General features: G+C 58.7%; 7 protein-coding genes. 2 read left to right on the forward strand and 5 right to left on the reverse strand.

Annotation, left to right across the window (positions count from 1 at the left end):
• Window positions 1–6: 6 nt before the first annotated feature.
• Together RHM68_RS01785 and putA are read right to left on the reverse strand one after the other, a co-directional pair.
• Window positions 7–1,809 carry an acyl-CoA dehydrogenase gene (locus RHM68_RS01785; protein WP_322220242.1) on the reverse strand — a complete coding sequence of 601 codons (1,803 nt, stop codon included), beginning with the start codon at window positions 1,807–1,809 and terminating at the stop codon, window positions 7–9.
• Window positions 1,810–1,954: 145 nt separating this feature from the next.
• Complete coding sequence (putA, locus tag RHM68_RS01790) at window positions 1,955–5,905, reverse strand: trifunctional transcriptional regulator/proline dehydrogenase/L-glutamate gamma-semialdehyde dehydrogenase (protein WP_322220243.1); 3,951 nt, start codon at window positions 5,903–5,905, stop codon at window positions 1,955–1,957.
• Window positions 5,906–6,371: 466 nt separating this feature from the next.
• On the opposite strand from putA, the gene putP reads away from it, so the two are divergent.
• A complete protein-coding gene (gene putP / locus RHM68_RS01795) occupies window positions 6,372–7,856 on the forward strand; it encodes a sodium/proline symporter PutP (protein WP_322220244.1) in 1,485 nt (494 codons plus the stop codon).
• Window positions 7,857–8,160: 304 nt separating this feature from the next.
• Complete coding sequence (locus tag RHM68_RS01800; protein ID WP_322220245.1) at window positions 8,161–9,000, forward strand: 23S rRNA (adenine(2030)-N(6))-methyltransferase RlmJ; 840 nt, start codon at window positions 8,161–8,163, stop codon at window positions 8,998–9,000.
• A gap of 42 nt (window positions 9,001–9,042) precedes the next feature.
• On the opposite strand, the gene msrA is transcribed toward RHM68_RS01800, so the two are convergent.
• The 3 genes from msrA to RHM68_RS01815 all read right to left on the reverse strand — a co-directional run bounded on the left by msrA (window position 9,043) and on the right by RHM68_RS01815 (window position 14,182).
• Window positions 9,043–9,690: a peptide-methionine (S)-S-oxide reductase MsrA gene (msrA, locus tag RHM68_RS01805; protein WP_322220246.1), complete on the reverse strand. Its 648-nt coding sequence runs from the start codon at window positions 9,688–9,690 to the stop codon at window positions 9,043–9,045.
• A gap of 68 nt (window positions 9,691–9,758) precedes the next feature.
• Entirely contained in the window at window positions 9,759–12,452 is a 2,694-nt protein-coding gene (locus RHM68_RS01810) for an EAL domain-containing protein (RefSeq protein ID WP_322220247.1), read from the reverse strand.
• Window positions 12,453–12,784: 332 nt separating this feature from the next.
• Entirely contained in the window at window positions 12,785–14,182 is a 1,398-nt protein-coding gene (locus RHM68_RS01815) for an alkaline phosphatase D family protein (RefSeq protein ID WP_322220248.1), read from the reverse strand.
• Between the last annotated feature and the right edge of the window lie 152 nt (window positions 14,183–14,334).

Here is a 14,334-nt window from a genome sequence, read left to right on the forward strand (position 1 = left end):
TTCTAGTCAGAACCATTCATCCTGCATGCTCAGGCACACATCATCTCGTGCCTCGAGAATCGCCAATTCGTGATGGCAACCCGGTATTTCCCACGTCAGGAAATACCGCGCCGCCTGTAGTTTGCCTTGATAGAAACTGACATCCGCCGCATTGCCCTTGGCCAACCCTTCCTGGGCCCGAATTGCCTGTTCCAGCCAGCGCCAGCCAATCACCGTGTGCCCGAACACTTTCAGGTACAGCGCCGAGTTCGCCAAGCTGCTGTTGACCTTGCCCAGGCCTAAATCCGTCAGCAAGCCCAGGGTCACCGTTTGCAGGCGCGCCACCAGTTTTTCCAGCGGCTCACGCAACGGGTTTAACGATTCGTAGGCTTGCGCCCGCTCAGCGGCGGTGGCGATCAGACGGATCAGTTGCTTGAGCCCGGCCCCGCCATTCTGCGCGAGCTTACGGCCGAGCAAATCCAGCGACTGAATGCCGTGGGTGCCTTCATGGATCGGGTTCAAACGGTTATCGCGGTAATACTGTTCCACCGGATACTCGCGGGTGTAACCGTGGCCACCGAGAATTTGGATCGCCAGTTCATTAGCCTTTAGGCAGAACTCCGACGGCCAGGATTTGACGATTGGCGTGAGCAAATCCAGCAGCTCATGAGCTTGCTTACGTTCGGCGTCTGTCTCTAGCGTCGTGGTGTCGTCGAACAGGCGCGCCGCATACAGTCCGAGGTCGAACGCGCCTTCGACGTAAGCCTTCTGGGTCAGCAGCATGCGCTTGACGTCGGCGTGCTGGATGATCGCCACGGGTGCGGTGCCTGGATCTTTGTTGTCCGGCACGCGGCCCTGCGGACGCTCGCGAGCGTACTCCAGGGAATAAAGATAGCCGGCGTAACCGAGCATCACCGCGCCCATGCCGACGCCGATCCGTGCCTCGTTCATCATCTGAAACATGTAGCTCAAGCCTTGGTGCGGCTTGCCCACGAGATAGCCCACGCACTCGCCGTTGTCGCCGAAATTCAACGCGGTGGAGGTGGTGCCGCGCCAGCCCATCTTGTGGAACAGCCCGGCCAGTAGCACGTCGTTGCGTGGGCCAAGACTGCCGTCATCGTTGACCAGGAACTTGGGCACGATAAACAGCGAAATCCCCTTCACCCCGGCCGGTGCATCGGGCAGCTTGGCCAGCACCATATGCACGATATTTTCCGACAGCGGATGATCACCGCCTGAAATGAAAATCTTGTTGCCTTTGAGCCGATACGTTCCGTCAGACGCTGGTTCTGCGCGTGTGCGAATATCCGACAACGACGATCCGGCGTGCGGCTCGGTCAGGGCCATGGTGCCAAAAAAGCGTCCGTCGATCATCGGCTGCAAAAAGCGTTGCTTCTGCGTTTCGCTGCCAAAGCTTTCAATCAGATTGGCCGCGCCCATGGTCAGGAACGGGTAGGAGGTCGATGCCGCGTTGGCCGACTGGAAGTGCGCAAAACAGGCCTGGGACAACAGCGTAGGCAGTTGCATGCCACCCGCGTCGAAACTTCGCGCGGCGTTAAGGAAACCTGCTTCAAGGAACGCATCCACCGCCGGTTTCACTTCCGGAATCAGAATCGCCTGGCCGTTCTCGTAGCGTGGTTCGTTCTCGTCGCCCTTGCGGTTGTGTGGGGCAAAGAACTTCTCAGCGATGCTGCGGGCAGTGCCGATGGCCGCGTCAAATGTCTCGCGGTTGTGCTCGGCGAAGCGCTCACGCTGGGTCAGGCCCTCGGCATCGAGGACTTCGTACAGCTCGAAAGCCAGATTGCGGGAACTGAGCAACGTCTCGGACATGGCGGCCTACCTGTTTTGGAATGGGCCGAGTCTAGGCGTGCGAGGGGCGGGAAGAACAGGATGATTGATGAGCGTGATGCAAGGGCCAAACGAGGGAAGGGCATGACCGTTCCCACGCACGCGCGCGGGAACGGTCAGTGGCGTGTTAGCCGATGGTCATGAGGCTGGCGTTGCCACCCGCGGCAGCGGTGTTAACGCTCAACGCACGCTCAATCACCAGACGTTCCAGCGCAATGTTGGTCTCGCCTTGCGACAGCCCGTGAACCCCGACAATCGCCCCGGTCCGCTTGGCCACTTGCTGGCAGACAGCACGCAGTTGGTCCGAATGGCCGTGATGCAGCACGGCATCAAACACCACGTCGTCCTTGGCCCAGTCGGAAATCAGCTTGATCTTCGCCTGAATGTCCTTCGGCAAGCGTGGGAACAGAGCCTTGCCCACGTCTGCTTCCGGCCATACCGCTGAGCCGCCGACGGCCAGCACCGCCGCCAGTTGCGTCAGCAGGTCGCCTTCGATCTCCGCCAGGCACAGCACGTGTTCACGCGGCAGGATCGCATAGCTATTGCGCTCGCCCGTTGGCCCCGCCAGTACACGGGTGATCCCGCTTTGCGATTGCGCCGCGAACTGCACGCACAGGGCACTCAGGTCGGTGAACGTGTGGCTGTCGGCCCAGGCTCGCAGGGCGGTCAGCGGCTTGCTCATGGCGTCACGCAGACGAACGTCCGGCGCTGCGATAGCATCACCGCGAGCGAAGGATTGTTCGATTGCATCCGTAGGACGTGTCGACAGCAGACGGTACAGGTACAGCGGACCACCGGCTTTCGGCCCTGTCCCGGACAAGCCTTCGCCGCCGAACGGTTGCACGCCCACCACCGCGCCAACGATGTTGCGGTTGACGTAGACGTTACCGGCGTGGACGTTGTCGATCACCTTGGCGATGGTCTCGTCGATGCGCGTATGCACACCCAGCGTCAGGCCGTAGCCGGAAGCGTTGATCTGACCGATCAGTTGATCGATGTCTTTGCGCTTGTAACGCACCACGTGCAGCACCGGACCGAAGATCTCCCGTTGCAGCTCGTCGAAGCTCTCCAGTTCGATCAACGTTGGCATCACGAAGGTGCCGCGTTTGACTTCTTCGGTGTCGGCGATAGCCACCTGGTATACGTTGCGACCTTTGTCGCGCATGGCCTGGATGTGCTTCTCAATGCCAGCCTTGGCTTCGGCATCAATCACCGGGCCGATGTCCACCGACAGACGCTCCGGGTTGCCGAGGCGGCATTCAGCCATGGCGCCCTTGAGCATTTCGATGACGCGCTCAGCGGAATCTTCCTGCAAGCACAAGACGCGCAGTGCCGAGCAACGTTGACCGGCACTGTCGAAGGCCGACGACACCACATCAATAACAACCTGTTCGGTGAGTGCCGAAGAGTCGACAATCATCGCGTTCTGGCCGCCGGTTTCAGCGATCAGCGGAATCGGGCGACCCTGGGCATCCAGACGACCGGCGACGCTGCGTTGCAACAAGCGTGCGACGTCGGTCGAGCCAGTGAACATCACGCCTTTAACCCGATCATCACCAACCAGGCGCGCACCAACCGTTTCGCCACGGCCCGGCAGCAGTTGCAGCACGCCTTCCGGAATCCCGGCTTCGAGCAGCAAACGCACAGCTTGAGCGGCCACCAGCGGGGTTTGTTCCGCAGGCTTGGCCAGCACCGGGTTACCGGCGGCCAGTGCGGCGGCGACTTGGCCGCTGAAGATTGCCAGCGGGAAGTTCCAAGGGCTGATGCACACCACCGGACCCAATGGACGATGGGCATCGTTGGTGAAATTGTTGCGTGCTTGCACCGCGTAATACCGCAGGAAGTCCACGGCTTCGCGCACCTCGGCGATGGCGTTGGCGAAGGTCTTGCCGGCTTCGCGAGCCAGCAGGCCCATCAGCGGCTGAATCTCGCCTTCCATCAAATCGGCGGCACGTTCCAGAATGGCGGCGCGTTCGGCTGGCGGAGTGGCCTGCCAGATCGGTCCGGCGTTCAGGGCGCACTGAATCGCGTTGTCGACGTCTTCAATGGTGGCTTCCTGCACATGGCCGACCACGTCACGCAGATCGGACGGGTTCAGCACCGGCGCCGGTGTTTCCGTGCTGGCGCTGCAACCGAGCATCGGCGCGGCTTTCCAGCTGTTGTGAGCGCTGGCCAACAGGGCGCAGGACAGTGAGGCCAAACGGTGTTCGTTGGCCAGGTCGATGCCGCTGGAGTTAGCGCGCTCGGCGCCATAAAGGTCACGCGGCAGCGGGATGCGCGGGTGCGGCAGACCGAAGCCGCCCTCCACTGTTGCCATCTGCTCGATGCTGGCCACTGGATCGGCGACCAACGCCTGAATCGAGATCGACTGATCGGCGATCTGGTTGACGAACGAGGTGTTCGCGCCGTTTTCCAGCAAGCGCCGCACCAGGTAAGCCAGCAATGTTTCGTGAGTACCGACCGGTGCGTACACGCGGCACGGACGGTTCAACTTACCTTCGGAAACTTTGCCTACAACTTGTTCGTACAGCGGTTCGCCCATGCCGTGCAGACATTGGAATTCGTACTGTCCGGGGTAATAGTTCTGACCGGCAATGTGGTAAATAGCCGACAAGGTGTGGGCGTTGTGCGTGGCGAACTGCGGGTAGATAACTTCTGGCACCGACAGCAGTTTGCGTGCGCAGGCAATGTAGGAAACGTCGGTGTACACCTTGCGGGTGTAGACCGGATAGCCTTCCAGGCCGTCCACCTGGGCGCGTTTGATTTCGCTGTCCCAGTACGCGCCTTTCACCAGGCGGATCATCAGGCGATGACGGCTGCGACGAGCCAGGTCAATCACGTAGTCGATCACATACGGGCAACGTTTCTGGTAGGCCTGGATAACGAAACCGATGCCGTTCCACCCCGTCAGTTGTGGCTCGAAACACAGGCGCTCCAGCAGGTCTAGCGACAGCTCCAGGCGGTCAGCTTCCTCAGCGTCGATGTTCAATCCTATGTCGTAGTGCTTGGCCAGCAGGGTCAGCGACAACAGGCGCGGGTACAGCTCTTCCATCACGCGCTCGTACTGCGCACGGCTGTAACGCGGATGCAGTGCCGACAGCTTGATGGAAATGCCTGGGCCTTCATAAATCCCACGACCGTGGGACGCTTTGCCGATTGAGTGGATGGCTTGCTCATACGAGGCCAGGTATTTCTGGGCGTCGTGTTCGGTGAGCGCGGCTTCACCCAGCATGTCGTAGGAATAACGGAAGCCTTTCGCTTCAAACTTACTGGCGTTTGCCAGCGCTTCAGCGATGGTTTCACCGGTGACGAACTGCTCGCCCATCAGGCGCATGGCCATGTCGACGCCCTTGCGGATCATCGGCTCGCCGCTCTTGCCGATGATGCGGCTCAGGGACGAAGTCAGGCCGGTTTCGTTATGGGTGGCGACCAATTTACCGGTCAGTAGTAACCCCCAAGTGGCGGCGTTGACGAACAGCGAAGGGCTATTGCCCAGGTGCGGCTGCCAGTTGCCGGTGCTGATTTTGTCGCGGATCAGTGCGTCGCGGGTGCCTTTGTCCGGAATACGCAGCAGCGCTTCGGCCAGGCACATCAGCGCAACGCCTTCCTGGGACGACAGGGAAAACTCTTGCAGCAGGCCCTGAACAATTCCGGCACGGCCGCCGGCGCTTTTCTGACTGCGCAATTTGTCGGCAATCGAAGAGGCGAGTTTGTTGGTGGCTTCGGCCATCGCGGCCGGCAGACGCGCCTGCTCCATCAGCATCGGCACCACTTCCGGCTCAGGGCGACGGTAAGCGGCGGTGATCGAGGCGCGCAATACCGATTGCGGCAGGATGCTTTCGGCGAATTCGAGGAAGCACTGATGGGCATGATCCGTCGGGGCATCGACAGCGTCGTCGGAATCCTTGGTCAAACCACTCAGCTCGGTCAGGGTTGCACCACCCTCGAGTTTTTCCAGGTAATTGAAAATTGCCTGTTTGATCAGCCAGTGCGGCGTGCGATCAATCGAGGTCGCGGCGGCCTTCAGGCGTTCGCGGGTGGGGTCGTCAAGTTTGACCCCAAGGGTGGTGGTCGCCATATTTTTATCCTCATGTTTGCCACGACCGCGTGGCATCAGCTGGCAGGAAGATTAGCTGTGAGCTGGCTGAGGTGCAACCGGGTGCAACCCTTTTTTTGTCGGAATAATAAGCAGCTCATCAGGAATTAAATTCCGGTACGCGTAGACCGCCCAGGTGTGGTGCTTTTCTTATGGGTAAAAGACTCTGTTCGCCCTGAAAAGGAGCGAAAAAGGGTCTTTTTTTGTTTGGAAATGTGTAGGTGCAACTTATTCTCAAGAAACTGGTTGCACCTTATTTGCGTTGTTGAATAGGATTCGCGCCCAAGGTGCAACCCATCAAATAAGACAGGTGTGCCGGCTGATGGCTTTCCTGGGGAAACATCAGTCATAAATGCACGAGATCAGAAACCGTCTGAACACACATCGTGGTGTGTCTACGGCTTCACGACCTCGTCGCTACATAAAAACAAAGCCAGGGCGTAACTGAATGAGCGTAAGCAATCCAACCCTGATCACGTTCGTGATCTATATCGCAGCCATGGTGCTGATCGGCTTCATGGCCTATCGGTCCACCAATAATCTTTCCGACTATATTTTGGGCGGTCGTAGCCTTGGCAGTGTGGTCACCGCGCTTTCTGCTGGTGCCTCCGACATGAGCGGCTGGTTGCTGATGGGCTTGCCGGGCGCTATCTACATGTCCGGCCTTTCCGAAAGCTGGATCGCCATCGGCCTGATCGTCGGCGCCTACCTGAACTGGTTGTTCGTTGCCGGTCGCCTGCGCGTGCAGACTGAGCACAACGGCGATGCACTGACGCTGCCGGACTACTTCTCCAGCCGTTTCGAAGACAAAAGCGGCCTGCTGCGGATCATTTCGGCCATTGTGATTCTGGTGTTCTTCACTATTTATTGTGCTTCGGGCATCGTGGCCGGCGCCCGTCTGTTCGAAAGCACCTTTGGCATGTCCTACGAAACGGCGCTGTGGGCCGGTGCTGCGGCGACGATTGCCTACACCTTCGTCGGCGGCTTTCTGGCCGTGAGCTGGACGGACACCGTACAAGCCACTCTAATGATCTTCGCCCTGTTGCTGACGCCGATCATCGTGCTGTTGGCAACCGGCGGCGTTGACACCACGTTCCTGGCCATCGAAGCGCAAGATCCAGGCAACTTCGACATGCTGAAGAACACCAGTTTCATCGGCGTCATCTCGTTGATGGGCTGGGGTTTGGGCTACTTCGGCCAGCCGCACATCCTCGCGCGCTTCATGGCGGCGGATTCGGTCAAGTCGATCGCTAAAGCACGTCGCATCTCCATGACCTGGATGATCCTGTGCCTGGGCGGCACCGTCGCTGTGGGCTTCTTCGGTATTGCGTACTTTTCGGCGCACCCGGAGTTGGCGGCTCCTGTGACCGAAAACCACGAACGAGTGTTTATCGAACTGGCGAAAATCCTATTCAATCCGTGGATTGCCGGTGTGCTGCTGTCGGCCATCCTTGCCGCAGTCATGAGCACTTTGAGCTGCCAGTTACTGGTGTGCTCCAGCGCGCTGACCGAAGACTTCTACAAAAGCTTCCTGCGTAAATCCGCTTCCCAGGTTGAGCTGGTATGGGTTGGCCGCGCCATGGTGTTGCTGGTGGCCCTGATCGCTATCGCGTTGGCCAAGAATCCGGACAATCGCGTGCTGGGTCTGGTCAGCTACGCTTGGGCCGGCTTCGGTGCTGCGTTCGGTCCGGTGGTCCTGATCTCGGTGGTCTGGAAAGACATGACCCGCGACGGGGCACTGGCGGGCATTCTGGTCGGTGCTATCACCGTGATCGTCTGGAAACACTTCAACCTGCTGGGTTTGTACGAAATCATTCCTGGCTTCATCTTCGCCAGCCTTGCGATCTACTTCGTCAGCAAGCAGGGCGCACCGACCAAAGGCATGCTGATGCGCTTTGATGCGGCCGAGAAAGATTACCTTCTGAACAAGTGATAGGGATGAGCTGAAGCTCTGATCTTTCGCCGAACATGAAAACGGCCCGCTTCCTTTTGGACGCGGGCCGTTTTTTTACGCGCAAAGATTGGGGGTATTGGTTCCGCCCTAGCGGGCAAGCCTCGCTCCTGGCGGTTTTTTTGCAGTTCACAGGAATGTCTGTCCAGCGCAATCCTGTAGGGGCGAGAGCTGCTTGGCTTTATTGCGTTCGGGAGGTGTGGTCGTGTAGCGCCGCCGTTCGGCCAGCAATCCCTGACGTCCGGCGCCTTACAAGGTAAACTTCCCGGCCTTCGCAGGAGCAATCATGAATTATCGTCACGCCTTCCATGCCGGCAATCACGCCGATGTGTTCAAACACCTGACTTTGACCCGCCTCATCGCCCTGATGTCGCGCAAAGAACAGCCGTTTGCCTATCTCGACACCCACGCCGGTATTGGTCTTTATGACCTCAAAGGTGATCAGGCGAGCCGTACCGGTGAGTACCTGGAAGGGATTGCGCGGTTATGGGATCAGCCGGACCTGCCGGCGCTGACCGCTGACTACATGCGCGTGTTGCATGAGATGAATCCGGATGGCCAGTTGCGCTATTACCCTGGGTCGCCGGAGTTGGCGCGGCGCCTGACACGCCCGCAGGACCGGGTCATGCTCAACGAGAAGCACCCTGAAGACGGTGTGCTGCTCAAAGACAACATGAAGGGCGACCGCCGGGTGAAGGTTCACTTGGGCGAGGGCTGGCATGTGCCGCGAGCCATGTTGCCGGTCCAGGAGAAGCGCGCGCTGATGTTGATTGATCCGCCGTTCGAGCAGCTCGATGAGATGCAGCGTTGCGCGGCATCGCTGAAAGAGGCAGTGGGACGGATGCGGCAAACAGTGGCGGCGATCTGGTATCCGGTGAAAGATCCGCGCCTGTTGCGGCGTTTTTATCAGGATTTGGCCGGTACTGGTGCGCCGAAGTTGTTGCGAGTGGAATTGTTGGTGCATCCGCTGGAGACGCCGAACAGCCTGAATGGCTCAGGGCTGGCGATTGCGAATCCTCCTTGGGGCCTGGAAGAGGAGTTGCGCGAGCTGCTGCCGTGGTTGTCCAAGAAACTTGGGCAGACCCAGGGTGGGTGGCAGATGGATTGGTTGATCGCCGAGAGTTGACTGACCATTCCCACGCAGCGTGGGAACGATCAGATCAGGACGTCAGATCGGGCACGTCACGCCGGTGCCGCCAATCCCGCAGTACCCTTCAGGATTTTTGGCCAGGTACTGCTGGTGATAAGCCTCGGCGAAGTAGACCGTCGGGGCTTCTTCGATTTCGGTGGTGATGGTGCCTTTGCCCGCCTTGGTCAATTCAGCTTGGAACACTTGTTCACTGTGCTTGGCAGCTGCCAGTTGAGTCGGGCTGGTGGCGTAGATCACCGAGCGGTACTGGGTGCCGATGTCGTTGCCCTGACGCATGCCCTGGGTTGGGTTATGCAGTTCCCAGAACATCTTCAGCAACGCTTCGTAGCTGACTTTTGCCGGCTCGTAGACCACCAGTACCACTTCGCTGTGGCCCGTCAGGCCAGAGCAGACTTCTTCGTAGGTCGGGTTCGGTGTAAAGCCACCGGCGTAACCCACTACCGTACTGACCACGCCTTCGCGCTGCCAGAATTTGCGTTCAGCGCCCCAGAAGCAGCCCAGGCCAAAAATCGCAAAATCCACATCGGTCACGAACGGGCCCAGCAGTGGGGCGTCGTGGACGAAGTGTTTTTCAGGCAGAGTCATTGGGGTTTCACGGCCAGGCAGAGCTTGTTCTTTAGTCGGGAGCACGTTTTTGTTCACCAGAATTTCCGAGCGCAAGACCATGATCAGTCCTCTCAGTCAGGTTGAGTTGTAAAGGCATAGACCGCAAGGGCGCCGAATTATCCCACAAGTCAGGCAATCGGGCCGCGCGGGTAGCGTTTGAGCTTCTCGATCAGCTCGGAACCCGGGATAGGGCGGTCGAACAGGTAGCCCTGGCCGACGTCGCAACGGTGACGGCGCAGGAACGCCAACTGCTCGGCGGTCTCGATGCCTTCAGCCACGACCTTGAGTTTCAGGTTATGGGCCATGGCGATTACCGCGGAGGTGATTTCCATGTCGTCCTGGTTGTCCGGGATCTCGTGAATGAAGCTTCGATCAATCTTAATGATGTCGATCGGGAATTTTTTCAAGTAGCTGAGCGACGAGTAACCGGTGCCGAAGTCGTCCATGGCCAACGTCAGGCCGAGGCGCTTGAGCTGATCGAGCTGAAGGTGCGTGTCTTCGGTGGCTTCCAGCAATAAGCCCTCGGTCAACTCCAGCTCCAGCAGGTTCGCCGGCAAGTCTTCTTCCTTGAGGATGCTGGCGATGGAGGCCACCAGGTCCGGGTCGGAGAACTGTTTGGGCGACAGGTTGATCGCCACTTGCAATTTGCCCAGGCCAGCCGCCGTTAGCGCTTTACTCATGCGGCACGCCTGACGAGCGATCCATTTGCCGATGGGGATGATCAGGCCGGTTTCTTCGGCGACGCTGATGAACTGGTCCGGGCGGATCATGCCCTTTTCCGGGTGGTTCCAGCGCAGCAAGGCTTCCATCCCCAGCAGGCGACCGCTGCGAAGGCATAGCTTGGGCTGGTAGAACACGTCCAGTTCGTTTTGGGTCAGGGCGCGGCGCAGATTGTTTTCCACGAACAGCTTGTAGCTGGCCTCGGCATTCAGCGCTTCGGTGAACACCTGGACTTGATGCTTGCCGTTGGCCTTGGCCTTGTGCAGCGCCAAGCCGGCGTTGCGCATTAGCGTCTGCGGGTCTCGGCCATGCAGCGGCGCGCAGGCCAGGCCCACGGAGCCGGTGACGCTGATCAATTGGTTGTCGACGAACATTGGCTTGTCGAGGGTGGTCAGCAATTGGTTGGCGACGTGCTGGCCTGCTTCAAGGTCGGTGTTGTCCAGCAGTACGGCGAATTCGTTGCTGGCAAACCGCGCCAGGCTGCCGCTGGGGCTCAGGCTGTTGCGCAGTCGTCGGGCCAGACTGATCAGCAGTTTGTCACCGGTCTGGTGGCCGAGGCTGTCGTTGATCCGCTTGAAGTTGTCGATATCCACCAGCAGCAGGCTGATCGGGGTGTCGCTGTCCCGGGCAAACCGCTCGTCGAGGTTGCGGATAAATGCCGGCCGGTTACCGAGGTTGGTCAGGTTGTCGGTGTAAGCCAAACGCTCGATGCGTTGCTGCGCGAGTTTGGTCTGGGTGATGTCTTCGTAGATGCCGATGTAATGCGTCAGCTCACGATTGTCGCCATAGACCTTGGAGATAGACAACTGGCCCCAGTAGGGTTCCAGGTTTTTGCGGCGACTTTTGAATTCGCCCTGCCAACTATTACTTTTGGCCAGCGCCGAGGGGGCATCGAACAGCAGCTCGCTGAGGTTCTCCAGTGCGGGCAGTTCCGACAGCCGCTGGCCGTGGACTTCTTCGGTGCTGTACTGGGTAATCGCGGTGAAACTCGGGTTGACGTACTCCACCACGCCATCGCAATTGACCAGCAAAAAGGCGTTGGCACTTTGCTCCACCGCACGCTGGAACAGGTGCAGGGCGCTGGTGGCCGCGCGACGGTTGTGGTTGTTGATGACCTGGGCGAACTGATCCGCCAACTCGCCGGCAAAGGCGATTTCGTCCGACTGCCAGGCTCGCGTCGCGCCGATTTGTTCTAGGCACAAGACACCGATTACCTGGCCGTCGATACGGATACTGGCGTCGAGCATGGCGTTCACGTCACGCGGGCGTAGGCTTTGGGCCATGTCCCGAGTGCGCGGGTCACGCAACGCGCTGTGCGCATCAATGGCACGGCTGGTTTGCAATGCCTCCAGGTAATCCGGGAAGCCGCTGACGTCGATCGGCTCCGGCAGTTGGTAGTCCTGGCTGGCGCGGTGATAGGCCGAAATCGGCACCAGCATGGCGCCGTCGAGGTTCCACAAACTTGCGCAGTCGATTTCGTAGATATCGCACGCGCTACGGGTGATCAACTCGGCGGCTTCTTGCAGGGAATTGTTGCTGCTGTAGCGCTGGCGGGTCAGCAGCAGGATCAAATCCTGCTGAGCGCGCACTCGCTCCAGATGTTGCAGTTGTTCCTGCTGGGCTCGCTGATTCAGTTCCAGCGCGATTTGCAGGCGCGAGTTTTGAGTTTCCAGGTCCAGGGCCGCAAGCAACGGCTCGCCCTCGAATAGACCGTCCACCACCAGCAAATAGCCGCGCAGCAGGTGGCGATTGTGTTGTTTGTAGGCTTCACCCAGTTCCAGCAGGCTCAGGCAACCGGCGGCGGTGTGCAGGGAGTAGCGGATCAGATAGTGAGGGCCAACCGTCAGTTGCTGCTGGATCGCGTCATGCAGCTGATAACGCGCTTCAGGCTCCATCAGGCTGGCGTAAGGCGAGCCCACCAGCGCGCACAGTTCCACCGCCGGCAGGCCAAACTGTCGTTCGCAATTGGGATCCAGAAACAGCAGCGCCCAGCTTGCTTCGTTCAGCCGTTCGAAACGCAGCATGCCGAGCCGCGAGGGCACAGGCAATTGCGTCACTACCTCGGCCACCATACGGCTGGTGGCATCGGGTTGGCTTTTCATGGGGGAAACTCGCTTCGAATATGCTGATCGCGCCGGGCTCTCGCCCTCTTTACTGTTACCTGCGGCAAGGTTGCATCATTGCGGCACCGACTGACAAGGGAGATGAAGGCCAAGTGCTATAAGAATGTGTCGGCAGGAGGACGATTTTCTCCAGTAGGCGGCAAAAAGTAATGTTTCAAGCCGAAAAGATCACTGCTTGCTCATTTAAAGTTCAGGCATTGAGCACGGTCCTGTGGCGAGCGAGCGTGCTCCGGGCTGCGCAGTGGCCACAAATGCTTGTAAGCGCTTCGCATTCAAACGGGAGTAGGCGCCCTCGCCATAGATACTTTGGCTTATCGCAGCGCAATGCCGATGGATTGCAGCAGCTTGCCGTCCCTATCGTGGTAATTCACGCGAACTTGCTCTGCCTCAACCACCAGGTGCGCAAAATTGTCTTGGCTTACCACCTGGCTCGTCAGTTCATGTCGATAGTCGCCAGCGGCAGTTTGCGCTAAAGGCTGATCGAGGATGAAGGTCGATGCGCTGGCGTACGGCAGTAGCTTGCTGTTGCACAGCGGCGAAGAAACGATGGTATGCACCTCGAAGTCCGGGTCTTCGTTGTGGGTCAGACGGCTGGTCAGGGAGCCATGCACATCGCCGGAAACGAAAATGACGTTCTTGAGGCGGTGCTTGCGAATCACCTCCAGCAGTCGCAGGCGCTGCTCCGGGAAGGCCTTCCAGGCGTCGTCGCCATGGCTTTTGCGGTCGGGGTAGAACATCACGCTGGTGACCACAAACTTGACCCGCGCCGGGCTGTTGATCAGCCATTTGAGCAGAACCTGTTCCTGTTCTTCGTCGAGAATGCGCCGATCCTCGCCAGACAGCTTGCGCCGGGTGCGACTGTCGGTGACAAACCATTCAATATCGCCTTCGCTTAGTTGGTACCAGTAATGTGCAAGCTTGGAGCGATTCACTTGCCCATTCTCACTAAGCTCATGAACCGGGCTATGGCTCGCCTGATATAACTCATAAGCGCCCATGGCATTTCGATATAACACGTTGTCGGACTTGCTGGCGTTGGCTGGCCAGTTATCTTCTATTTCATGGTCGTCGAGAATCATGTAGGTCGGCGTGCCGGCCATCAACTTGCAGATGTTGGGCTGCGAAAATGCCGCGCGGTATTTACTGAGGATTTCGTTGTATTCCCGGTCGGGAGCAAAGAAGTTCAGATCGTCGACATAGATCTGGTCACCGGTCATCAGCGTAGCGCTGATCGGCGGATCAGCCTGATTCACCAGTGTTGTGATCGAGTCGAAAATACGATCGCCCAGGTGTGGCGCCGATGGCACGCCCGCCGTCATCCGCAGGTAGCGGCATGAGCCGACGATATAAGCGCGAGGCCTTGTGACCTTGCTGGACTGCGTGCGAAAACGATAGATCTCTCGCGGCCATTGCAGCGGCAGCTCCTGAATCGTTTCCACGGTGTGCGCCGGGCTCATGGGGCTGATCCATCCGGCCTGGTATTCATACTCGGTGTCTTCGCTAAGATCATTTAAAGCAATGACGTCGGACATGTCGCGCAAGAACGATAGTTTCGTAAATAAGCTTTTAGTCCAGCGTTCATCACCCACGGGTCGGTAACGAATGCCTGCAAATACCAATGCATCATTCTGAGGTTTGCCGCGTAAGAAAATTCGTGTGTGGTTAGTTGTGGTATGGCCAATAATAGGGCCGACAGTTGGTTTAAACATTTTCGAATCCGTTCGAAGTAGTGCTAACTAAGCTGATAAGGGTGTCAAAGTTCGTGTTGAACTTTGTGCCAATAAGCCTAGTTATTAGTTCGCAAAAAATATCGAGCTGAAATGGACTCAAGTTGTGGGCCAAGTAAGCTGTTGGTGTAGGA

The sequence above is a fragment of the Pseudomonas sp. DC1.2 genome, from assembly GCF_034351645.1.
Lineage (GTDB): Bacteria > Pseudomonadota > Gammaproteobacteria > Pseudomonadales > Pseudomonadaceae > Aquipseudomonas.

Coding starts and splice junctions, on each gene's coding strand:
- RHM68_RS01810 (WP_322220247.1), bottom strand. CDS start 12,452: ATGAAAAGCCAACCCGATGCCACCAGCCGTATGGTGGCCGAGGTAGTG.
- RHM68_RS01815 (WP_322220248.1), bottom strand. CDS start 14,182: ATGTTTAAACCAACTGTCGGCCCTATTATTGGCCATACCACAACTAAC.
- putP (WP_322220244.1), top strand. CDS start 6,372: ATGAGCGTAAGCAATCCAACCCTGATCACGTTCGTGATCTATATCGCA.
- putA (WP_322220243.1), bottom strand. CDS start 5,905: ATGGCGACCACCACCCTTGGGGTCAAACTTGACGACCCCACCCGCGAA.
- RHM68_RS01800 (WP_322220245.1), top strand. CDS start 8,161: ATGAATTATCGTCACGCCTTCCATGCCGGCAATCACGCCGATGTGTTC.
- msrA (WP_322220246.1), bottom strand. CDS start 9,690: ATGGTCTTGCGCTCGGAAATTCTGGTGAACAAAAACGTGCTCCCGACT.
- RHM68_RS01785 (WP_322220242.1), bottom strand. CDS start 1,809: ATGTCCGAGACGTTGCTCAGTTCCCGCAATCTGGCTTTCGAGCTGTAC.